The organism is Chelonobacter oris, assembly GCF_000772535.1.
Taxonomy (GTDB): domain Bacteria; phylum Pseudomonadota; class Gammaproteobacteria; order Enterobacterales; family Pasteurellaceae; genus Chelonobacter; species Chelonobacter oris.
The window spans coordinates 20917-44449 of record NZ_JSUM01000016.1 but is presented as its reverse complement, the minus strand read 5'-3'; the positions used below and the strand labels follow the sequence as shown (position 1 = coordinate 44449).

The 23533-nt window shown below is 49.2% G+C and carries 22 protein-coding genes; 12 read left to right on the top strand and 10 right to left on the bottom strand.

Annotated features, from left to right (window positions below):
- Nucleotides 1-53: 53 nt before the first annotated feature.
- The 4 genes from OA57_RS10925 (at nt 54) to OA57_RS10910 (ending at nt 3733) form a co-directional block, all read left to right on the top strand.
- Entirely contained in the window at nt 54-923 is an 870-nt protein-coding gene (locus OA57_RS10925; protein WP_034617712.1) for a LysR family transcriptional regulator, read from the top strand.
- A 69-nt stretch (nt 924-992) separates the two neighbouring features.
- On the top strand, nt 993-1214 hold the full coding sequence (locus OA57_RS10920) for a sulfurtransferase TusA family protein (protein ID WP_034617709.1): 222 nt from the start codon (nt 993-995) through the stop codon (nt 1212-1214).
- Between the two features lie 100 nt (nt 1215-1314).
- A complete protein-coding gene (locus OA57_RS10915) occupies nt 1315-2337 on the top strand; it encodes a YeeE/YedE family protein (RefSeq protein WP_200883627.1) in 1023 nt (340 codons plus the stop codon).
- Between the two features lie 13 nt (nt 2338-2350).
- Nucleotides 2351-3733 carry a rhodanese-like domain-containing protein gene (locus OA57_RS10910; RefSeq protein ID WP_034617706.1) on the top strand — a complete coding sequence of 461 codons (1383 nt, stop codon included), beginning with the start codon at nt 2351-2353 and terminating at the stop codon, nt 3731-3733.
- Between the two features lie 10 nt (nt 3734-3743).
- On the opposite strand, the gene recO is transcribed toward OA57_RS10910, so the two are convergent.
- The 4 genes from recO to OA57_RS12735 form a co-directional block, all read right to left on the bottom strand.
- Entirely contained in the window at nt 3744-4508 is a 765-nt protein-coding gene (gene recO / locus OA57_RS10905; protein WP_084589928.1) for a DNA repair protein RecO, read from the bottom strand.
- Between the two features lie 62 nt (nt 4509-4570).
- Nucleotides 4571-5647 (bottom strand): Gfo/Idh/MocA family protein, encoded by a 1077-nt coding sequence (locus OA57_RS10900; RefSeq protein ID WP_034617701.1) that lies wholly within the window; start codon nt 5645-5647, stop codon nt 4571-4573.
- On the bottom strand, nt 5644-6351 hold the full coding sequence (locus OA57_RS10895; RefSeq protein WP_034617698.1) for a FadR/GntR family transcriptional regulator: 708 nt from the start codon (nt 6349-6351) through the stop codon (nt 5644-5646). The genes OA57_RS10900 and OA57_RS10895 overlap by 4 nt, the downstream gene beginning before the upstream one ends.
- 120 nt (nt 6352-6471) lie before the next feature.
- A complete protein-coding gene (locus OA57_RS12735) occupies nt 6472-6618 on the bottom strand; it encodes a hypothetical protein (protein ID WP_161788351.1) in 147 nt (48 codons plus the stop codon).
- 195 nt (nt 6619-6813) lie between these two features.
- On the opposite strand from OA57_RS12735, the gene OA57_RS10890 reads away from it, so the two are divergent.
- The 6 genes from OA57_RS10890 (at nt 6814) to aphA (ending at nt 13167) form a co-directional block, all read left to right on the top strand.
- Nucleotides 6814-7914 (top strand): ABC transporter ATP-binding protein, encoded by a 1101-nt coding sequence (locus tag OA57_RS10890; protein ID WP_034617696.1) that lies wholly within the window; start codon nt 6814-6816, stop codon nt 7912-7914.
- Between the two features lie 17 nt (nt 7915-7931).
- Nucleotides 7932-9284, top strand: coding sequence for an ABC transporter substrate-binding protein (locus OA57_RS10885; protein ID WP_034617695.1), 1353 nt, complete (start codon nt 7932-7934; stop codon nt 9282-9284).
- A 99-nt stretch (nt 9285-9383) separates the two neighbouring features.
- Nucleotides 9384-10262 carry a carbohydrate ABC transporter permease gene (locus OA57_RS10880; protein ID WP_034617692.1) on the top strand — a complete coding sequence of 293 codons (879 nt, stop codon included), beginning with the start codon at nt 9384-9386 and terminating at the stop codon, nt 10260-10262.
- A 3-nt stretch (nt 10263-10265) separates the two neighbouring features.
- Nucleotides 10266-11099, top strand: a complete 834-nt coding sequence (locus OA57_RS10875) for a carbohydrate ABC transporter permease (RefSeq protein ID WP_034617690.1) — start codon at nt 10266-10268, stop codon at nt 11097-11099.
- A gap of 67 nt (nt 11100-11166) precedes the next feature.
- Entirely contained in the window at nt 11167-12270 is a 1104-nt protein-coding gene (locus OA57_RS10870; RefSeq protein ID WP_034617688.1) for a Gfo/Idh/MocA family protein, read from the top strand.
- A gap of 189 nt (nt 12271-12459) precedes the next feature.
- Nucleotides 12460-13167 (top strand): acid phosphatase AphA, encoded by a 708-nt coding sequence (aphA, locus tag OA57_RS10865; RefSeq protein ID WP_034617685.1) that lies wholly within the window; start codon nt 12460-12462, stop codon nt 13165-13167.
- Between the two features lie 94 nt (nt 13168-13261).
- Here aphA and lysS read toward each other — a convergent pair whose 3' ends face one another.
- Together lysS and prfB are read right to left on the bottom strand one after the other, a co-directional pair.
- Nucleotides 13262-14770, bottom strand: a complete 1509-nt coding sequence (gene lysS, locus OA57_RS10860; RefSeq protein ID WP_034617681.1) for a lysine--tRNA ligase — start codon at nt 14768-14770, stop codon at nt 13262-13264.
- A gap of 33 nt (nt 14771-14803) precedes the next feature.
- Nucleotides 14804-15902, bottom strand: a protein-coding gene (gene prfB / locus OA57_RS10855; protein WP_152596751.1) for a peptide chain release factor 2 whose coding sequence is annotated in 2 segments (ribosomal slippage) — nt 14804-15826 and nt 15828-15902 — 1098 coding nt in all. Because the reading frame shifts where the segments join, the coding sequence is not laid out codon by codon here.
- 192 nt (nt 15903-16094) lie between these two features.
- Here prfB and OA57_RS10850 point away from each other — a divergent pair.
- Nucleotides 16095-16925, top strand: coding sequence for a formate/nitrite transporter family protein (locus tag OA57_RS10850; protein WP_034617678.1), 831 nt, complete (start codon nt 16095-16097; stop codon nt 16923-16925).
- A gap of 239 nt (nt 16926-17164) precedes the next feature.
- Entirely contained in the window at nt 17165-17788 is a 624-nt protein-coding gene (locus OA57_RS10840) for a DUF417 family protein (RefSeq protein ID WP_052122480.1), read from the top strand.
- Between the two features lie 59 nt (nt 17789-17847).
- Here the strand turns inward: OA57_RS10840 and fdhE are convergent, their stop codons facing one another.
- The 4 genes from fdhE to fdnG are packed head-to-tail and all read right to left on the bottom strand — an operon-like array spanning nt 17848 to nt 23402.
- A complete protein-coding gene (gene fdhE / locus OA57_RS10835) occupies nt 17848-18768 on the bottom strand; it encodes a formate dehydrogenase accessory protein FdhE (RefSeq protein WP_034617672.1) in 921 nt (306 codons plus the stop codon).
- Complete coding sequence (locus OA57_RS10830) at nt 18765-19436, bottom strand: formate dehydrogenase subunit gamma (RefSeq protein WP_034617669.1); 672 nt, start codon at nt 19434-19436, stop codon at nt 18765-18767. The genes fdhE and OA57_RS10830 overlap by 4 nt, the downstream gene beginning before the upstream one ends.
- 2 nt (nt 19437-19438) lie before the next feature.
- On the bottom strand, nt 19439-20344 hold the full coding sequence (gene fdxH / locus OA57_RS10825) for a formate dehydrogenase subunit beta (RefSeq protein ID WP_034617666.1): 906 nt from the start codon (nt 20342-20344) through the stop codon (nt 19439-19441).
- 1 nt (nt 20345) lies between these two features.
- Nucleotides 20346-23402: a formate dehydrogenase-N subunit alpha gene (fdnG, locus tag OA57_RS10820; protein WP_152596750.1), complete on the bottom strand. Its 3057-nt coding sequence runs from the start codon at nt 23400-23402 to the stop codon at nt 20346-20348.
- Nucleotides 23403-23533: the final 131 nt, after the last annotated feature.

Genomic DNA, 23533 nt, shown 5'->3' with positions numbered 1-23533 from the left:
TAATCGTTGCGGATAAGGAACAAGATACAAAAAACAAACATAAGGTTGCATAAGTGGAACGAATTGATCTGAATGATATGCGGTTTTTTGTGGCGACGGTGCAGGCAGGAAGCTTGAGCCGTGCGGCAGAACAGTTGCATTTGCCGAAATCCCGTTTAAGTCGCCGTTTGACCGAACTGGAAACCGCACTTGGCAGTAAATTGATCGATCGCAGCCGTAACGGCGTGCGCCTCAATGAGCTGGGCGAACCGTTTTACCGCCATGCGGTGATGATGTTGGAGTGTGCCGACAATGCGGTCGGCAGTGTGGCACAAAGCCTCGGCACACCGCGCGGCTTGCTGCGTATTTCGGTATCGAGCGAAGTGTTGCGGCTGGGGCTGACACCGCACTTGGCGCAATATTTGCGGTGCTATCCCGATGTATCGCTCGATATCAGTATGGAAAATCGACGGGTGAATATGATTCAGGACGGGATTGATGTTGCGTTACGCATCGGTTTACCGCTGCAAGAGGATTTAGTGGCAAAACAGGTAGGGGCGATTTCCCTCGGGCTTTATGCTTCTATCGATTATCTACGGCGGCACGGCACGCCGCAAACACCGACCGATCTGGCACAGCATACGCTGTTACACAAAAGTGACGGACGCGACTGGTTATTGCACAAAGACGGCAAAAGCGAAAAGATCAGCGCCGCTAAACGGGTTTGCGCCAATGATGCCGAACTGTTGGCGCAATTGGTAGGAGACGGCATCGGTATTGCGCTACTGCCCGAGATGGGCGGTTTGATTCGGTCCGACTGGGTGCGGCTGCTGCCCGACTGGACATTGGAGACGGTGCCGTTGTATGCCATTTATTATAAAAATCGTGGTTTCGTGCCGACGGTGCGCAGCTTTGTGGCGTTTGTGGCGGACGTGTTTGAATAGATTGGATTGAGCGTCGGTTTTGCGCCATGCGCTGCTATGAAAAGGCATTCGGCGGTTACGGGAGAAAATATGCAATATCAACTCAATACTCTGGGGCAGGTCTGCCCGTTTTCACTGCTGGAAGTACAAAAAGCGGTAAAACCGTTAGTGAAAGGCGATAGCCTGATCGTTGAATTCGACTGCACGCAGGCGACACGGACCATTGCACAGTGGGCGGCGGAAGAGGGATATCAAGTGACTGATTTTGCAAGGCTTGATGATGCCAAATGGACGATTACGCTGTGGAAATAATGGCATTATCCGGCACGATTTTTCATCATCGCACTCGCCTTATCGACAAATTTATGCTGTAATAATGACCTCTTTTGTTCATAGTATTAAGGTTTAATCTATGATTATCACAGGCTTGTTTCTCGGGCTGTTGTTCGGTTTCGTCTTACAACGCGGGCGTTTTTGTATCGCCTCGATTTTTCGTCATTTCAGTTTTCGCACAACAAAATCCAACCCACTGCTGACCGCACTTTTATTGGCGGTGAGCTTGCAATCGATCGCCTTGTTTTTGTTGCAGGATAACGGCTTCTTGACCGTCCCAATCGACCGGCTGCCGATAGCGGCAACCCTGATGGGCGCTTTTTTGTTCGGATGCGGTATGATTTTTGCCGGTGGTTGCGCTACCGGCAGTTGGTATCGTAGTGGGGAGGGCTTAATCGGCAGTTGTTGTGCCGTGCTGCTGTTTGCGCTGTCGATGGCGGCGGCGCAAAGCGGCTTTTTGCGCCACTGGATTCGCCCTTTATTGGAGAACCGTAGCGATTACGACAACATCTACCGTACGTTGCACATTTCACCTTGGGTTTTGGTGTCGGTACTCAGTGCGGTCACGGCGCTGCTGATTTACCGTCAATATCGGCGCCCCGCCATGCCGATAGCGATGTTGCCCGCCCGCCGATCCGGTTTGTCCCATTTATTGTTTGAAAAACACTGGCATCCGCTGTTGAGCGGAACCTTAATCGCCGCTATCGCCATTGCCGCATGGCTGCTCAGTATTCCGACCGGCCGCAATTTCGGGCTTGGCATCAGCGTGCCGTCCGCCAATGTGGTGCAATATGTCGTCAGCGGGCAAAGTCGTTACTTGAACTGGGGAACTTGTTTGGTGCTGGGCATTCCGTTAGGGGCGTTTATCGCCGCCAAATTGAGCGGCGAATTCCGCTGGCGTGTGCCGTCGGCGGAAACTTTCGGCAAAAGTGCGGTCGGCGGTATCTTGATGGGAGTGGGGGCGGCATTGTCCGGCGGCTGCACCATCGCCAACAGTTTGGTGGCGACCGCCTATTTTTCATGGCAAGGCTGGCTGGCAACGATCATGATGCTATTCGGCGCTTGGTGTGCCTCTTTTGTGATGTTTAAACGATACGCTTGATAAGGAAAACAGAATGAAATTCAAAACTCCGTGTTTGAACGCCTGCGTGCTGCTGGCATTGGCGGCATGTGACGGCAAAACCGTGACCGATATTGAAACCGCAGAATTATTACAACGGCTGGACAACAGCGATTTCGTGATCATCGATAGCCGTCACGATAGTTTTTATAACGGTTTTAAAAGCCCGAATGCGATTCGCGGCGGTCATATTCCGGGGGCGATCCAGTTTTCCACCACTTGGCTGGAGAACATTTCGGACGATAAATTTGAGCAATTTGCCGCCGATAAAGGCATTACCAAAGACAAAACCTTGGTGTTTTATGATGATAATCCGGACGATTTGGAGCGGATTAGTGCAGAATTCGCCGCAAAAGGCTACAACGTGCGGGTGTTTAAAGAGTTTATCAACTACGCCAATGTGGACAGTAATCCGCTGGTGAGCTTCCCGAATTATACTTGGAGCGTATCGCCGCAATGGCTGAATGCAGTGATCAACGGCGAAAAAGCGGAAAGTTATGACAATGATCGGTTCATGGTGTTTGAAGTGTCGTGGGGGCCGCTGGAAACGGCTAATGCTTACGTTCAGCATATTGTCGGCGCTTATCATTTTGATACCGACTGGGTGGAAAATGCGCCGGTTTGGAATTTGTCCGATCCGAGAGTCATTGAGCAAAATCTGATTAAAAACGGTATCAGCAAAGACAAAACCATCATTCTTTATTCCGACAACCAACTGGCGGCACAGCGGGTTTTCTGGGCGTTGAAATGGGCGGGCGTGGAAGATGTACGCTACCTCAACGGCGGGTTGTATATGTGGAAAGATTTGGATTACAGAACCGAAACCAAAGTGAATGTGCCGCAGCCAGTTGAGGCGTTCGGCACAACGATTCCGCAACATCCGCAATATAATATTGCCATGCCGCGGCAGGCGCTTAAGGCGATGGAAGAGGAAAATCTCAAACTGGTCAGTATCCGTTCATGGGACGAATATACAGGCAAGGTCAGCGGTTATGATTACATTCCGGGCAAGGGCGAGCCGCAAGGGGCGATTTGGGGTTTTGCCGGCACCGATTCCTCGAATGTGGCGGATTATTACGATCCGGACGGGACATTACGCAATCCGTATGAAATTTTTAACCTGTGGCAGGCGCAAGGCATTCGGCGCGGAGATCGTTTGGCGTTCTATTGCGGTACCGGCTGGCGCGCCGGCGTACCGTGGTTTATCACCCAAATGACCGGCTGGACGAACACTGCGGTGTATGACGGCGGTTGGAATGCGTGGCAGATGGATTCCGAATTTCCGGTGCAAAAAGGGGCGCCTAACAATATGCGCAAGCCCGATCCGAAAAACGACTTCGGCAAGCTGCACAAAGCCGGAGCGTCTTGTAAAGGTTAGGATACAGCCGTTATCCTTTCAGCCTGCCGGGCAGTATCGTTTGAAACAGTTCGCGACTTTTCAGCGGTCGGCTGCCGAGGTAAGGTTTTAATGCCATTCGGGTGAAGCGTTTGGCGGCGGACAAAACCGATTTTTGTTCAAATTCTAAGGTGGCGAATGCCAACAATTCGTTGCCGTAAAACGTATGATTATTGTTGATTAACGATGCAATAAAGCCCTGTTCGGCACGATATTGATAACTCATGGCGGGGTCGACCGGCAGCCCCGAACCGGCACAATGCAGAAAATCCACGCCGTAGCCCAACGTTTGCAGCAGTTGAAATTCAAATTTGCGCAGGCAAGGTTCAATAGCGCTTTGCTTAACCGCACTTTGCCCGTCGAGGTTTGCCGTCGGGCTGCCTTGCGTAACGGCAAGTGCGGTCAGACAGGTTAAATAATCCTGAAACAGCTGTGGATACGGCGTTTCGATTTCGATAACCCGACTGATCAGTTCATTGATATAAAATGCGCTGTAAAGTGCGGTATGTTGCAGCGGCAGGGCGAGGGCGGCGGCCTCGGTTTTTGTCAGTATTTTCAAATCGCCGCGGCCGGACCAGCGTAACAGCAGCGGTGTAAAGGGTTGCAGCAGGCTTTTTAACGGCGATCGCTTCGCCCGTGCGCCTTTCGCCAACACGGTCAGACGCCCGCTCTCCTCGGTAAAGAGATCAACCAACAGACTGGTTTCATTATACGGTCTGCGGTGCAACACAAACCCACGCTGCCATGTTTCGATGATATTTGCCTTGTCGTTATCGGGAAAGAATGTCTGATTTTACTGTAAAGTGCGGTTAAGTAAAATCATTGTGAGCGGTATTCGACGTTGATCAAGGTTTTTTCCCGAATCGAACGTTTGGCGGCAGCCGCCACGCAAACCGCCCGCATCGGACTGTCATGCAGTACACTGTGCTGCTTTTGCTGTAAATGCCGTATGACGCTCAATGCTTCGATTTCGACCGCCCGACTGAGCCAAAAAGGGCATAATCCGTTAATTTGATTATATTTTTGTGTGCTTTTGCCGTTTTCACGCAATGATAAGTCGGCTTCGAATTCATCGTACAGATTAAATTGCTGTCGGTGTCCGTCAGCAAAAGAGAGGGTTAAGGTTGAGGTGAAGAAATTGACCGCCAGCGACCCCAGTTCGCCGTGAATGGCGATTCCCCATTCGTGCAGGCGATAGGCGGTTCCCATTTCCAGCGAGCCGAACACGCCGTTTTTAAATTGCATCAGTAATTGGATAATATCGTGATTATCCGGCGTGTCGGGATGGGCGCGGTTGGTGGATTGGGCGTATACCGATTCTACTTCGCCCAATAACCAACAGAGTAGATCCAGTTCATGAATTTCATGCAGTAATTTGCCGCCGGTCAAATTAATGTCATTTTTCCACCACGCTTTATCGCGTGCCGAGTCGATCCAGCGTTGGCGGTTGGCACGGGCGACGGTAATTTTTCCGAGGGCGTCGGCTTCGATTAATTGTTTAGCTTTCAGCAGCCCGGGCAGCGTGCGTAAAACATGGCCGATAAAGATCGGTTTGCCGCGTTGTTCGGCCAGTGTCGATATGTGGTGGCAATCGGCGGTTTCAACGGCAAACGGGGTTTCGATAAAAACCGCACTTCCGGCATTCAGCGCTTTTTCCGCGGCTTCCCGGTGCGCGGAGTTATAGGTGGCGATTAATACCAGATCCGGCTTGTGAAGCGTCAGCATTTCATCGACATCAAGATAGGGTCGACAGCCGGATTTTGTTGCCAGTGCGGCGGCAAGTTGATGATTGATGTCGTTGACGCCGACCAGTTCGGCGCCGTTTTGGCGAAAGCCGGCGGCTAATTGTCGCCCAAAAAAGCCGCAGCCGATAAGGGCGGTTTTAATTGTCTTCATACAGGCGTGTCCTTAAGCGTCAGCCGTTGTCTGATACGCTGAAAATAGAGCAGAATGGCGTGTTGCATACGTTCCAAATCTCTGGCCTCAATAGCGTCCGCCCATTCCCGGTATTGCATGGCAATAGCGGTCGGGGTGGCGGTATTCGCGGGTAATTCGTGCTCCAGCAATTGGTAAATTTGCCAGAACGCATCTAAATATTGCGACAGCAAATGATTTTCGACCGCCCGATAAACCAGCAGGTGAACTTGCCGCTCTTCGTCATCGGAAAAGGTGGCGGCACGGGCGTTGCTTTCGATTAACGCCACCAGCTGTTGTAACTGCTCGACCTGTTGATCGCTGATTTTTGCCAAGGCAATCGGTGCAAAACCGTATTGTAGGATTTCACGTACATCAAGGATGTCCAGCAGACATTTCACGTTATTGTGTACGTGCAGTTGGGCGTGGAAAGCCAGACCGCGAATCATCGGCACCAATGACGATTCGCCGACAAAGGTGCCGATGCCGTGGTGAATGTCCAGAATATGCAAGGCTTCCAGCGATTTGACAGCTTCGCGCAGGCTGGAACGACTGACGCCGAGTAACTCGATCAGTTCGTTTTCGGTCGGCATTAAATCGCCGGGTTTTAGGTTTTTTTCTAAAATCAGGGTTTTAATTTTTTCTTGTAGCGCCAGGGTTGCCGCTTTTTTAGTTAATTTTTTCATTTACAGAAAATCATGATGATGCTTGCGCTTGATTAAATAGATATATGATGTCTTATGTTTGTGTGATAGTAAAACATTTTATCCGCCTTGTCAGGTGAATTTCGCGCAGGCGCTGAATAATCATCGGCGTAACGGCAGCAAACCGCCGGATAAAAAGCGCACGGCATTGTTGTTGAGGGGGCGAAGTGCAGGCTCATAACGCATGATCGGAAAGCCGATGCCGATTAGGATGATGTAGAGTGCGGCAAACAAGGACGGAGCGGTCATGGCAATTCTCAAATGATTTACGAGTAATGTTTTAAAGTGTGATCAGGATCGTTTTATTTTCTCTCAACATAAGACATCATATGTCTAAAATATTGTAGATGTATGATGTCTTATGTTTGTAACTTTATTTTAAACCTTATTTTTGTTTTTGTCAGAAAAATAGGGAATCAATCCATCAGTGAAGGGAACCCCAAGATGGCAACGTTATCATTAAGTCATATTTATAAGCGTTACGGCAACGGATTTGAGGCGGTGCAGGATTTTAATCTGGAAGTGGCCGATAAAGAGTTTATTGCGTTGGTCGGCCCTTCAGGCTGCGGCAAATCGACGACACTCCGCATGATCGCCGGATTGGAGGATATTTCCGACGGCGAGTTTTATATTGATGAGCGCATGGTCAATCATGTCGAACCGAAGGATCGCGATATTGCCATGGTATTTCAATCCTATGCGCTTTATCCGCACATGAGCGTGTACGACAATATGGCTTTTGCCCTCAAATTGCGCAAAGTCGCTAAAGAGGAGATTGACCGGAAAGTCAGAGAGGCGGCTGTTATTTTGGGGCTGGAGCAATTACTGGATCGCAAACCGAAAGCGCTGTCCGGCGGCCAGCGGCAACGGGTTGCGTTGGGCAGAACGATTGTACGCTCGCCGAAAGTCTTTTTAATGGATGAACCGCTGTCCAATCTGGACGCCAAATTGCGCAGCAATATGCGGGCGGAAATTATCCGTATTCACAAAAAACTGAATGCCACCACCGTGTATGTTACCCATGATCAGACCGAAGCGATGACCATGGCGGATCGGATAGTGGTGATGAATGCCGGCGTGGTGAAGCAGATTGGATCGCCGAAAGCGATTTATGATCATCCGGATAATTTGTTCGTTGCCGGCTTTATCGGTTCGCCGACCATGAATTTTATTCACGGCAAAATCGAAGACGGTTGCTTTATCACCGCAGACGATTACCGTTTGGCGATTCCTGATGAAATCTATCAACGGTTAAAACGGCAAAGTGCGGTCGGCAATGCGGTGATTCTCGGCATTCGGCCGGAAAACATTTCCAATGAGCCGTTGTTGTTGGGCAGTTATCAAAAAGCGATGATCACCTCAACCGTCAATGTCGCCGAGCTGTTGGGCGCGGAATATATTGTGCATACCGAGATCGGGCAACAGGCGATCAAAGCGGTGGTGCATTCACGTCAACAAATCAAAATGGGAGAAAGCATCAGTTTGGCATTCGATATGAAACGGGCGCACTTTTTTGATCCGCAAACCGAGCAGTCGCTCTTATAAAACGTAAGGAGTATTCAATGAAATTTAAAAAATTAATTTCTGTCGCTACATCGCTGATATTGGGGGCAATGCTGTTAAGCGGTTGCGACGAAGGGAAAAGCGAGGCGGCAAGTGCGGTACCGACACCGCAGAACGGCGAACTGGCGGGCAATATTACCGTTTGGCACTCTTTTACCCAAGGGCCGCGCCTTGAAGTGATTCAGGCTGCCGCCAATGATTTTATGCAGCAGCACCCGCAGGTGAAAATCAAGATTGAAACGTTTTCTTGGAATGATTTTTATACCAAATGGACGACCGGACTGGCATCGGGCAATGTGCCGGATATGAGCACCGCCTTGCCGAATCAAGTGGTGGAAATGATTAATGTCGGTGCTTTGCAGCCGGTTAATGACTTAATTGACAAAATCGGGCGGGATCGCTTTGCCGCTGCTGCCATTAATGAAGGCACGGTTGCGGCGCAAAATTATTCGGTTCCGCTGTATTCTCATGCACAGGTGATGTGGATTCGCAAGGATCTGTTGGCACAAAACAATCTGCAAGTGCCGCAAACTTGGGACGAGCTGTATCAGGCCGCCAAAACGCTGACCAAAGACGGCGTTTACGGTTTATCGGTGCCGATGGGAACCAATGATTTTATGGCAACGCGTTTCCTGAATTTTTATGTCAAGAGCGGCGGCGGCAGTTTGCTGACGCCGGATTTAAAAGTGGATTTAACCAGTCCTTTGGTACAGGACGGGATTAAATATTGGGTGAAAATGTATCGGGAAACGTCACCGAAAGATGCCATTAACTACAATGTGCTGCAACAGGCAACACTGTATTATCAAGGCAGAACGGCATTTGATTTTAATTCCGGCTTCCAAATCGGCGGTGTACAAGCCAATTCTCCGCAATTGTTAGAACAAATTGATGCTTACCCGATACCGAAAATCAAGGCCGATGATCCGGATTACGGCATTGAAACCTCGAATATTCCGTTAGTGGTGTGGAAAAGCAGCAAACACCCTGAGATCAGCAAAGCCTTTATTGAAACTCTGTACCAACAAGATCGCTATATCCGCTTTCTAAGTTCGGTGCCGGTCGGTATGTTGCCGGCAATCAGCGGAATTTCCGATCAGGCGGTTTATCAAGATAATCCGCTGATCAAGCAGTTTGCTCATGCTGAAAAAGTGATTGAAAGTGCGGTACAGCACGGCACGGCTATCGGTTATGAACACGGCCCGAGCGTTCAAGGCGGCTTATTGACCAATCAGCATATCATTGAAACGATGTTTCAGGAGATTGTCACCCACGGCACGGATCCGCTGGTTGCCGCCCAAAAGGCTGAAAAGCAGTTGAATGAATTGTTTGACGCGATGACCGCACAATAATCACCACAACCGATGGCGGCAAGCTGTTTGTCGCTATTGAGCGAATAATGCCCGTGTACGTTATTGCCGTTTATGGTTTCGGCGGGGAGGAGGTTACTGATGATTCAAAAAAGCTATACGCGCTGGATTTTTGTCTTGCCGGCAATGATTGTCGTATCGGCATTATTCATCTATCCGTTTTTATCCAGTATTTTTTACAGCTTTACCAACAAAAATCTGGTGATGCCGGTCTACACCTTTGTCGGCCTTGACAATTATCGGGCGGTGCTGGCGGATACTAATTTTTGGTGGGCGTTTTTAAATTCGCTTAAATGGACGGTGTTGTCGTTGGTCGGGCAGGTGCTGATGGGCTTCGCATTGGCAATGGCACTCCACCGGATTCGGCATTTGCAATGGTTATACAAGATTTTGTTGATTATCCCGTGGGCATTTCCGACTATCGTTATTGCTTTTTCCTGGCAGTGGATTTTAAACGGGGTCTACGGTTATCTGCCGAACATGATTGAAAAATTGGGCTTGATGGACATTGCACCGAGTTTTCTCTCCGACAGCACTTGGGCATTTGTCAGTCTGGTGTTTATCAATATCTGGTTCGGTGCGCCGTTGATTATGGTGAATGTGCTTTCTGCACTGCAAACGGTATCGGTTGAACAATATGAGGCGGCAAGAATAGACGGTGCCAATGCTTGGCAGGTGTTCCGCCACATCACATTACCGCACATCAAGGTGGTGATCGGGCTGTTGGTGGTGCTGCGAACCGTATGGGTATTTAACAATTTCGATATTATTTATCTGATTACCGGCGGCGGCCCGGCCAATTCCACGATGACATTACCGATCTACGCTTATAACATGGGCTGGGGAACCAAGCTGTTGGGGCGCTCTTCGGCAGTGACCGTATTGTTGTTTATCTTCCTGTTACTCATCTGCTTTATCTACTTTAAAGTGATTAGCCGCTGGGAAAAAGAAGGAGAATAAAGCATGAAAAAGAAAAAATCGATTCTCGGTGATGTGTTGTCACACGCCTTTTTGACCCTTTCGACCGTTATTGCAATTTTCCCGCTGGTCTGGATTGTCATTTCTTCGATAAAAGGCAAGGGAGAGCTAACCGGTGAGCCGACCCGTTTCTGGCCGAGAGTGTTTACGTTCGATTATTTTGACAATGTCATCAATAATTTGAATTTTTCCGTCAATATCAAAAACAGCTTGTTTATCGCCTTGGTCACGACCTTGATTGCCATTGTGATTTCATCGATGGCGGCGTACGGCATTGTGCGCTTTTTTCCGAAACTGGGCGCAATTATGTCGAAATTATTGGTGACAACCTATATTTTTCCACCGATTTTATTGGCGATTCCTTATTCGATCGCTATGGCAAAAGTCGGACTGACCAATACCACCACCGGCTTAATCATTGTGTATTTGTCATTCAGTGTGCCTTATGCCGTTTGGCTGCTGGTCGGATTTTTCCGTACCGTCCCGATAGAGATCGAAGAGGCCGCACGGATTGACGGCGCCAATAAATTTACCGTGTTCTTCAGAATCGTATTGCCGCTGGTCGCACCGGGAATCGTGGCGACGGCAATTTACACGTTCATCAATGCCTGGAACGAATTCCTGTATGCCCTGATTTTGGTAAACGACACCAGCAAAATGACGGTTGCGGTTGCCCTGCGCTCATTAAACGGCGCGGAGATTCTCGACTGGGGCGACATGATGGCGGCTTCGGTATTGGTGGTGATTCCGTCCGTGCTGTTCTTCTGTTTTATTCAGAATAAAATTGCCGGCGGGTTATCGGAAGGATCGGTTAAATAGGCATTCCCATAGTGAAAGTTGAAAACAAACAAGATTGCATTCGTTATTAATTTTTAGGAGAAGTAACATGATTAATTATGCAGTGATCGGCGTCGGATATTTCGGAGCCGATTTGGCGCGTATCATGAATGGACTTGAACAAGCCAAGGTGACGGTGGTGTTCGATCCGGATCACGGAGAGGAAATCGCCAACGAATTGGGCTGTGATTCAGCCCCTGATCTGGAAACGGCGGTCGGTCGTGCCGATGTGGATTGTGTGATTGTAGCAACGCCGAATTACCTGCACAAAGCGCCGGTATTACTGGCGGCGAAATATAAAAAGCACGTTTTTTGTGAAAAGCCGATTGCCTTGAGCTATCAGGATTGTGATGAAATGGTACGAGCCTGTGATGAAAACGGTGTGATCTTTATGGCGGGGCATATCATGAATTTTTTCAACGGCGTGCATCACGCCAAGGAACTGATTCAACAAGGCGTGATCGGCAAAGTGCTGTACTGTCATGCCGCTCGTAACGGCTGGGAAGACGAACAGCCGACGGTTTCTTGGAAAAAGATTCGTGAAAAATCAGGCGGGCATTTGTATCACCATATTCATGAGCTGGATTGTGTACAGTTTATTATGGGCGGAATGCCGAAAACCGTTACCATGACGGCGGGCAATGTCGCACACCGCAGTGAAAAATTCGGTGATGAGGACGACATGCTGTTTCTCAATCTGGAATTCGACGATAACCGTTTTGCCGTGTTGGAGTGGGGTTCCGCATTCCGCTGGGGGGAACATTATGTGTTGATTCAAGGCGAAAAAGGGGCGATTAAACTGGATATGTTCCATTGCGGCGGCACATTGCGCGTAAACGGACAAGATTCCCATTTCCTGATTCATGAAACTCAGGAAGAAGACGATGATCGCACCCGAATTTACACCGGAACCAATATGGACGGTGCGATTCAGTACGGGCAGCCGGGCAAGCGTACGCCGCTATGGTTAAATAGTGTCATGCATAAAGAGATGAAATACTTGAATGATCTTTTACACGGTATGACGCCGACGGCAGAGTTTGCCAAATTACTGACCGGTGACGCCGCCCGTGCGGCGATTGCCACCGCCGACGCCTGCACTAGATCACGTTATGAAAACCGCAAGGTCGAAGTGAGTGAGATTACCGGTTAACAGCGAGCAGACCGTACTTTCATAATAAAAGTGCGGTCTAGATGGCTTTTTAGCCTGTCGTTTGCCGAGATTGGATTTAAAAAACGGTGAGCAGGGCACTTTCTAAGTTCTTTTGTGATCATGTTCTAATTTTTTAATTTCGCTATCGAATACAATTGGCACGAAATTTATCAATCAAAAGGAAAAATCATGAAAAGAAACCTGTCCGCTGTCGTCTTGTCATTGCTGTTTGGCGCAACCTTGTCGGTAAGCGCAGCCGAGAAAGAACCTTATAGCCATCAGGGAACCAATGCCAGAGAAATGTTGACGGAAGCGGCAATTCACTGGATTACCATCGACACTATTCAAGCAGAACTGGAAGGAAAAGCGCCGTTGACGGTCAGTTTTGATATTGATGATACGGTATTGTTTTCCAGTCCTTGTTTTTATTACGGAAAAGAAAAATATTCGCCGGACAGTTTTGCCTATCTGAAAGACCAACATTTTTGGGATGAAGTCAATGCCGGCTGCGATCAATATTCGATTCCGAAACAAGTAGCGAGCGAGTTAATCGAAATGCACCAAAAACGCGGCGATAATATTTATTTTATTACCGGACGTACCGCCGGCAAAGTGGACAGGGTCACGCCGGTGTTGGAAAAGGCATTCAAAATTAAGAATATGCATCCGGTTGAATTTATGGGCGAGTTACCGAGAGAGACAAAATACAATAAGACACCGGCAATCATCAAACATGGCGTGGCGATACATTACGGCGACAGTGATGACGATATTTTAGCGGCGAAAGAGGCCGGTATCCGCGGTATCCGAATTATGCGGGCGGCAAATTCGACCTATCAGCCGATGCCGACATTGGGCGGATACGGCGAGGAAGTTTTGATTAACTCCAGTTATTAAATCGTTGTAGTTTATCGGATTGCAGCTTAAAAAAACAAACGGGTGATAGCCTTCAGAACAAGGCTGCCACCCGTTTTTTGTTTCTTCCGTATTCTCAGTCTTTATGCTGACGCATTGCCGGAAACAGGATAACGTCACGGATTGACGGCGAGTTGGAGAAAATCATCGCCAGCCGATCGATGCCCAATCCTTCGCCGGCAGTCGGCGGCAAACCGTGCTCAAGTGCGGTAACGAAGTCTTCGTCCTTGAACATCGCTTCATCGTCACCGGCTTCTTTGGCGGCGACTTGCGCATCAAAACGGGCGTTTTGGTCTTCCGCATCGTTAAGCTCCGAGAAGCCGTTACCGATTTCACGTCCGCCGATAAACAGTTCGAAACGGTCGGTGACGTCCGGATTTTCATCATTGCGGCGTGCCAGTGGGGAAATTTCCGCCGGATGCGCCATCAGGAATGTCGGTTGAATCAGGTGGTGTTCCGCCACTTCCTCAAAAATAGCATTGATAATGCCGCCTAATCCCCAAGATTTTTGTACTTCGATTTCCAGTGATTCGGCTAACGCTTTGGCTTGTTGGAAATCCTGTAACTGCTCGGGGCGAATGTTATCGCCGTATTTCAAAATGGCATCGGTCATGGTCAGACGGGCAAACGGTTTGCCGAAATCAAACGTATATTCGCCGTATGGCACGGTGGTGGTGCCGAGAATGTCCAACGCCAATTTGCGCAGTAATTCTTCGGTGTTGTCCATTAAATCATGGTAGTCGGCATAAGCTTGATAGTATTCCAGCATAGTGAATTCGGGATTATGGCGTACCGAAACGCCTTCGTTGCGGAAGTTGCGGTTCAGTTCGAACACTCGCTCAAAACCCCCAACGACCAAACGCTTTAAGTACAATTCCGGTGCAATACGCAGATACATATCAATGTCCAGCGCATTATGATGAGTCACAAATGGGCGAGCTGCTGCGCCGCCCGGAATCACTTGCAGCATCGGCGTTTCCACTTCCATAAAGCCTTTGTCGAGGAAGAATTGACGAATGCCGCTGATCACTTTGGAACGAATTACAAACGCACGACGGGATTCTTCATTGCTGATCAAATCCAGATAACGCTGGCGATAACGGGTTTCCTGATCGCTCAAACCATGGAATTTGTCCGGCAACGGGCGTAAGGCTTTAGTTAACAGTTCAAGTGCGGTACAGCGCACGGTCAGCTCGCCAGTTTTGGTTTTGAACAACGTGCCTTTGGCGCCGACGATATCGCCCAAATCCAACAGCGACATCAGGTTTTGATATTCGCCTTCAGGCAGTAAATCGCGGGCAACATAGAGTTGGATTTTGCCGCTCATGTCTTGCAGTGTAATGAAGCCGGCTTTACCCATTTTACGACGGGTCATAATCCGACCGGCGACGGTGACGGCGATTTCTTGTGCTTTCAATGCTTCGCCGTCTTCGTTTTCATAGTGCGTATGCAGATCCCGTGCCAAATGCTCACGGCGAAAGGTATTGGGAAACGGATTGCCCTGTTCGCGAAGTGCGGTCAGTTTTTCACGGCGCACCAACATTTCACCGTGCAGATCCAGTTCCGGAAGTTGTTGTTCTGACATAGTTTTTACCTTAATTTTTTATGAATGCTGTCATTATAAGCCTGCTTTTAGGCTGGCTTCGATAAATTTGTCCAAATCGCCGTCCAGCACCGCTTGAGTGTTGCGGTTTTCAATGCCGGTACGTAAATCTTTGATCCGAGCGTCGTCTAAGACATAAGAGCGGATCTGGCTGCCCCAGCCGATATCGGATTTGCTGTCTTCCAGCGCCTGTTTTTCGGCATTTTTCTTTTGCAGTTCCATTTCGTACAGCTTGGCTTTCAACTGCTTCATACATTGATCTTTATTTTTGTGTTGGGAACGATCATTTTGGCACTGCACCACGATACCGCTCGGAATATGGGTGATTCGTACCGCACTTTCGGTTCGGTTAACGTGCTGACCGCCCGCACCGGAGGCGCGGTAGACATCAATCCGCAAGTCCGCCGGATTAATTTCAATATCAATGTCATCGTCGATTTCAGGATAGACAAATACCGCACTGAATGAAGTATGGCGGCGGTTGTTTGAGTCGAACGGACTTTTGCGTACCAAGCGGTGAATGCCGGTTTCGGTGCGTAGCCAGCCGAAAGCATATTCGCCGCTGATGCGAACGGTGGCGGATTTAATGCCGGCGACATCGCCGTCGGAGGCTTCCATCAATTCGGTTTTAAAGCCTTTGCTTTCCACCCAGCGCAAATACATACGCAACAGCATTTCGGTCCAGTCTTGGGCTTCGGTGCCGCCGGAACCTGCCTGCAAATCGACATAGCAGTCGGCGCTGTCGTGTTCGCCGCTGAACATACGGCGGAATTCCAGCTTCGCCAGTTTTTGTTCTAATTCTTGCAGCTCGCCGACCGCTTCGTCAAAGGTGTCTTGATCGTCGGCTTCAACAGCCAGTTCCAACAGTCCTTCGGCATCTTCCAACCCTTGTTCCAGCGTGCGAATGGTATCGACCACCGTTTCCAACGATGACCGCTCTTTGCCGAGTGCCTGCGCCTTTTCCGGCTCGTTCCAGACATTGGGTTGCTCGAGTTCAGCGTTTACTTCTTCCAGACGTTCGACTTTGCCGTCGAAGTCAAAGATACCCCCGAAGCACCGCAGTGCGTTGGCTCAGGTCACTGATTTGGTTTTTTACGGGATTGATTTCAAACATGGAATGTTCCGTTGATTAAACAGGTTATAAAACGAGTGATTATAGGCTATTTCGCCTGAATTTAATAGGTCAATTCGGTGCTTGTTTGTGAGCGGTTTTTTATTTTGCGGCAGTTTATGCTATAGTTTGCCCGATTTTTAACCTGAACCGTAGATTACTGAAATAAGTGCGGTTGATCTTAAAGGAGTCTCAATGAAATCTGAACTGAATAGCCAAAAGTTATCCTATCGTGACCGAATGGCGGTGGAAGAGCATGAGCGTTTAAGCCCGCGTTTATTGTATGAAATTATCCGACAAGACGGAATAGAGGAGTTGTCGCGTCCGACCAAAGCATTATTGTTTTCGGGCATTACGGCAGGATTGGTGATTACGTTTTCGTTTATTTTCAAAGCGATTTTTACTGCCTATACGCCCGATGAACCTTGGGCGCCGCTGATTACCAATATGGGCTACACGGTCGGTTTCCTTTTGGTAATTTTGGGGCGAATGCAGTTATTCACCGAAAATACCATCACCACGGTGGTGCCGTTATTTAATCCGCTCAGCTTGAAAAAGCTGCTGGCGGTGGCGAAATTGTGGGGGACGGTGTTTGCGGCTAATTTAATCGGCACGACACTGGCGGCGTTATTTTTGCAAAATCATCATGTGTTTAATCCCGAATTTGTGGTGGCGATGAAAGAGATTGCCCATCATGTGGCGGGAATGTCGGTCAGTGACAATATCTTACGGGGTATTCCGGCCGGGATCTTGATCGCGTCCGTGGTGTGGATGATGCCGACCGTCGGCAACGGCAAATTCGTGATGATTTTCTTCTTTATCTACCTGATTGCCTTGGGTGATTTTACGCATGTGGTGGTCGGTTCGGCGGAAATGGCGTATCTGGTCATTCAGGGGGAAGCCAATCTGTATGGCTATTTCGTCACGTTTTTAGGCCCGACCGCACTGGGTAATATTCTGGGCGGAACGGTGGTGTTTACCATGATGATTTACGGACAAGTGACCGACGAAATCGGTAAGAAGTAGCATTGTTTTCTTTTTGGCACGGCGTTCAGCTTAATTTGAACGCCGTTTTTTATTTATGTCGTGCAAAAACCGCATTATTTGTGATTTGCGACTTTATCCCTGAAAGTTGCGTTTATTTTATCTATCAACTTGTCTTAAATGAGAATAAATTGCATTTGATATCTTGTGTAAATCATATCGAATGATGTCGTACATATTTTTAGGGTTACATGCCATTTCACAATAATAATGAGGTAAACATGATCACAAAGCTAATCAACACGGCGGCGGCGTTTCTCGCCGATCAACAGCGTATTTTCATCAACTTTATCCGTATTGCGATTTGTATCGTGATGCTTTGGATTGGCGGGCTGAAAGCCTTTCAATATGAAGCGGACGGGATTGTGCATTTTGTTGCCAACAGCCCGTTTATGAGTTTCTTTTATAAGGATAGTCAGAAAATGGTAGAGAATGACAAAGGCGAGCTGGTGAAAGAATATACACTGTATAAAAATCCGGAAGGAAAAATGGTACAGAAGAATATTGATTGGCATAAACAAAACGGGACTTATCCGTTTTCATACGGTTTGGGCGCCGTGATCGTAACCATCGGGCTGTTGACATTGTCAGGTATCTGGAATTCGACCACCGGTATGCTCGGCGGGTTGTTGACGTTCGGCATGTCGATTGTCACGCTGTCGTTTCTAATCACCACGCCTGAAACCTACGTTGCCAATCTCGGCGGGGATTTGCCGACGCCGAACTATGGTTTTCCGTATCTATCGGGGGCGGGGCGCTTGATTCTGAAGGATATTATCATGATGGCGGGAGGCTTGATTGCCGCATCGGAATGCGCGCAGCGTTATTTGAAGGCAAAGGTATAATCAACATAATCAAAAGGGTGAGCGCAGGCTCACCCTCAGAGTATTTCACACCATTTTGATTATTCCGACGGAAACAGAAACGGGTTGACCGCACTTTTGGCGTAACCCAGTTTTTCCATTTCATCGTCCAAGAAAAAACTGGCGAGATCATCGGCAACCGCTTCTACTTCCGGATCTTTATCCTGATACAACACTTTCAGATAACTTTGGCAATCGTCGCAGCTTTCGCTTTTTACGGCATTTTGCGAATCCAACGCCCAGTAGTGGAGCTTGCCGCCTTGTTCGCAGTTGCTGCATTTTACCCGCACCATATGCCACTCGCTTTCGCACAGCGAGCAATGCAGATAGCGGGTGCCCTGTGCTTCGCCGATATGGATCAGGCTGGCAACCGGCGCCGAGCCGCAAACCGGGCAGAATTGGCGGTTTTCGCCCAATTCGGTTTTGGCGTGGTGCGGAATTTGCTGTACCAGCTGCACCCAATACAACGAGAGTGCCGCCCACAGGAACACGGCTTGATCGCTGTGCTCAGGCAGGTGGTTGCTTTGCAGGAGCTGATCCGCCAAAGCGTTCAGTTCGTTAGCCGAGGCTTTTTCCAGCCGATCGATAGTGGCGAGAATAGTATCGTTGGCGTGTGGTTTAAGACGTTGCAATAACTGTTTGAGCAAATCAATCCAGACCGGATCACGCTGCCAGTTTTTCCAATGCAGCGGTTTTTGGCTCAATAATGCCGCATTGTCTTTGACCGCACTGAGTCGTGAGTCCGCTGAAATCGGTGCCGTTTGCAACAATTCGAGCTGAATGTCGGCAATATTGGCACAGAAACGCAAATATGCCTGTAACGGATTATTTTCAGCCAATTTGCGCAGGCGGGCGGCACGGCGTCGATATAGATTTTTCGGATTGGCGAAAAGAAGCGGGGGGGCGAAAAACCCTGCCGCCGCTTGCTTGATCTCGCTTTCCGCTAAGATGCGAATGCTCATTTATTTTGCTCTTGTTTCTCTTTGGCTTCTTCTTTTTCCAGTTCGGGCAGAATGGATTCACGGAACCAGCGCGGGTGATGTTTTTTCGCCCAGCGTGCAGTCACCCAACCTTCAACCATACCGGTGATGGAACCTCTGACCCAAATCGCCATGTAGATATGCACCATAATGCCTAAAATCAGTGCGATGGCACTGGTGGCGTGCAGTAACAGGGCGATTCGAATCACCGGAATCGGGAAGTTTTGGGCAAAGTAAGGACGCCAGATAATAATGCCGGTCACCAGCAAGATTGCCAGCGCCATAATCAGCGTCCAGAACAACAGTTTTTGCCCCATATTGTAGTGGCCGACATCGGCAACATGGTGTTCATTGCCTTTTAAGACTTCGACCACGTTGAACAGCCATTGCCAGTCGCCTTTTTCGATCAGGTTATCGCGCCAGTAATGTTTTGCCAAGATAGCAAACGCACAAATCATCACTAAGCCGGTGAACGGATGAATGTAGCGAGCCAACTGCGGTGTACCTAATACATCCGCCAACCATGAAAAATCGGCGAAGAAAAACGATAAACCTGAAAGTGCGGTCATAAAAAAGCACAGCACCAACAGCCAGTGGCTCAACCGCTCTTTCAGGTTGTGGCGAATAACTTTTCTGTTTAAATCAACCATCATTATTCTCCTTTTCCGTGTGGATCAAGCGGTTTTTGGATTTCATCGTCATCTTCTTCGGTATTCGGGCCGACACCGATGTAGTGGGCGGCGGAGGCGATTGCCAGTGCGCCCATTGCCATACCTGCCAATGGTTTCAATATGCCTTTCCACAAGCTGACGACCGGGCTGATCGACGGATCCTGCGGCAAGCCGGAATATAAGGTCGGTTTGTCGGCATGATGCAATACATACATGACATGCGTGCCGCCGACACCTTGCGGATCGTATAATCCGGCATTTTCATAACCACGTGATTTCAAATCGGCAATACGCGTTTGCGCATATTGTTTCATGGCTTCTTTACTGCCGAAATGAATTGCACCGGTCGGGCAGGTTTTGACACACGCCGGTTCTTGTCCGACATTGACCCGATCGGAACATAACGTACATTTGTAAGCACGGTTGTCTTCCGGGTTAATGCGCGGAATATTAAACGGACAGCCGGCAATACAGTAGCCGCAGCCGATACATTTATCCGATTGGAAATCGACAATCCCGTTGGCATACTGAATAATGGCGCCGGGGGCCGGGCAGGCTTTGAGGCAGCCCGGCTCGGAACAGTGCATACAGCCGTCTTTGCGGATCAACCACTCCAGACGATCGTCTTCTTCCACTTCGTTGAACTTCATGACGGTCCACGATTTGGCGGTCAGATCGACCGGATTGTCATAGGTGCCGATACATTTTCCCGGTGTGTCCCGCAGATCATTCCATTCGGAACAGGCCACCTGACAGGCTTTACAGCCGATACAGGCGCTGACATCAATCAGCTTCGCCACTTCGACTTTGTGATCCCGCGCTTGTGGCGGCGGGGTCAAAGACGAGGTTGCAGAGGCTTTAATAATATCTTGGGTTTGAACTGCCATATTAAGCCCCCGTTACTTTTTCAATGTTGACCAAGAAGGTTTTAAATTCCGGTGTTTGTGTATTGGCATCACCGACGCTCGGCGTCAGATTGTTGGCAAAGAAACCTTTTTTACCGACTCCGGCAAAGCCCCAGTGAATCGGAACTCCGATGGTATGAATGGTTTTGCCGTCAACTTGCAGTGCTTTAATCCGTTTGGTCACAACGGCAACCGCCTTGATATAACCGCGTTTGGAGAACACTTTGACTTCATCGCCGTGTTTGATGCCTTTTTCTTGCGCCAGCGCTTCGCCCATTTCAATGAATTGTTCCGGTTGGGCAATGACGTTCAACAGTGCATTTTTGGTCCAGTAGTGGAAATGCTCGGTTAAACGGTAGGTTGTCGCCACATACGGGAATTCGCCGGCGTTACCCATGGTTTTCTGATCGTTCGGTAAAATACGCACCGCCGGATTATGAATCACATTCGGGTGTAACGGATTAGTACCGATCGGGCTTTCAATCGGTTCATAATGCTCGGGAAACGGTCCTTCAGCCATTTTGTTGATTGCAAACAGGCGACTGACCCCTTCTGGCTGCATGATAAACGGCGACACATTGCTGCCCGGCGGCGCACCGGTATAATCGGCAATGTCGTTAAAGTTCCAGTTTGTGCCGTTCCATTTCACCAGCTGACGGGTCGGATCCCAAGGGTTGCCTTGACGATCGGCGGAAGCGCGGTTGTAGATAATCCGGCGATTCAGCGGCCATGCAAATGCCCAATTCAGGGTATTGCCCAGACCGGACGGATCGGAATTATCACGCCGTGCCATCATATTGCCTTTTTCTGTCCACTGACCGGTATAAATCCAGCAGCCGGACGAGGTGCTGCCGTCATCGCGCAATTGGGCAAAACTGGAGAGCAATTCGCCTTTTTTCACGATAACATTGCCGTTTTCGTCTTGCAGATCCGCCAAAGCGTAGCCGTTGTTCTCTTTCGCGAGTTCTTCGGCACGCGGTTCTAGCGGATTGAGATAATTCCACTGCATCGCATTGAGTTGTTCGATTCCCTGACCGCCTTCTTTTTGATACAGATGCAACAGGTATTCACGCAATTCAGACAGAATTTCCACGTCCGGTTTGGCTTCTTGCGGCTGATCGCTGCCTTTCCAGTGCCATTGCAGCCAACGGCCGGAATTGGCGATGGAACCGTCCTCTTCAGTGAAACAGGTGGTCGGCAGGCGGAATACTTCGGTTTGAATCGATTCGGTATCGACATCATTGTATTCGCCGTAGTTCTGCCAGAAATCCGAGGTATCGGTTTTCAGCGGATCCATAATCACCAAGTATTTCAATTTGCTAAGTGCGGTCATCATTTTTGCCCGATTCGGATAAGAGGCAATCGGGTTAAAGCCTTGGCACAAATAGCCGTTGACTTTGCCTTCAAACATCATATCGATATAACGGAAATGATCGTAGGCGCCGTCGATTTTCGGCAGGAAGTGGTAACCGAATTGGTTATCTGCGGTTGCCTTATCGCCATAGAACGTTTTCAGCAGGCTGATAAAGAATTTCGGCGTGTTTTTCCAGTAGTTGACCTGATCTTTTTGCATCAGTTTCGGTGTAATCCGATCAAGGAAAACGTCGAGGCTGGTGTCTTTGTCGGTCGGTAACGGCATATAGCCGGTCAGCATATGCGGGAACAAGCCCAGATCGGTAATGCCCTGCACGTTGGAGTGACCGCGCAACGCATTCACGCCGCCGCCGGAAACACCGATATTGCCCAACAACAACTGGATCATCGCCATAGTGCGGATATTTTGCGAGCCGACGGTGTGCTGTGTCCAGCCGAGTGCATACAGGAAAGTTGCATTTTTGTCTTTGGCGGACGTTTTGGCGAGCTCCTCACAGAAATGCAGGAAATCTTTTTCCGACGAGCCGCAAATACGTGAAACCATTTCCGGGGTGTAGCGGGAAACGTGCTGTTTCAGTAAGTTGATGACGCATCGCGGGTGCTGTAGGGTCGGATCCTGTTTGGCGAAGCCCTCTTCGTCGAACTGATAGGTCCAAGTGGATTTGTCGTATTGGTGTTTTTCTTGATCATAACCGCTGAACAACCCGTCTTCAAACGTGAATCCGTCGTCAACTAAATAGCCGGCATTGGTGTATTGTTGAATGTATTCGTGCTGAATTTTATCGTTATCCAACAAATATTTAATCACCCCCGAGAGGAAGGCGATATCGGTACCGGAGCGGATCGGCGAATAGAAATCCGCTACCGCAGCAGTGCGGTTAAAGCGCGGATCGACAACCATAAGCTTGGCGCCGCGGCGTTTTTTCGCTTCGATAACCCAACGGAAACCGACAGGGTGCGCTTCTGCGGCATTACCGCCCATGACGATCACCAGATCGGCATTGGCAATATCAGCCCAGTGGTTTGTCATGGCACCGCGACCAAATGATGGAGCAAGACTTGCTACCGTTGGCCCGTGTCAGATACTCGCCTGGTTGTTGATTGAGATCATGCCTAGCGATCGCGCCCATTTCTGGCTTAACAAGCCGGTTTCATTACTGGAGGCGGAGGCCATCAGCATACCGGTCGAAAGCCAGCGATTAACCGGCAAGCCGTCGCTGTTGGTCGGAATAAAATTGGCGTCACGGTCGTCTTTCATCAACCGGGCGATGCGTTCGTAGGCTTCGTGCCAACTGATGCGCTGCCACACTTTTGAGCCTGGCGCACGATATTCGGGATATTGGACACGACGTTCGCTGTTGACGTAATCCAAGGCGCCGGCGCCTTTCGGGCAAAGTGCGCCGCGACTGACAGGGTGATCGGCATCACCTTCGATATGGATTAATTTTTCACGGGCATTCATCGCCCCGTCGCCCACACTGTAAAGCAACATGCCGCAACCGACGGCGCAGTAAGTACAAGTATTACGTGTTTCACGCGCGCGCAACAGTTTATACGAGCGAGGCGCAGCCAGTGCGCTTGCCGGAGCAAAACCTAATGCGGCGGCGGAGGTTCCCGCCATTCCACTTGCACAAACTTTAAAGAATTTTCTTCTGCTGAGCTGCATAAGAACCTCTCAAGATTGTGAGATATAGAGTAAAATAAAAAAGTTCGTTTTAGGATTGTAACAGTAATGTAAAAATACGTTACATTCACCCGCTAGCTTACTCCTGTTCAAAAAGTGGTGCAACAGGCAAA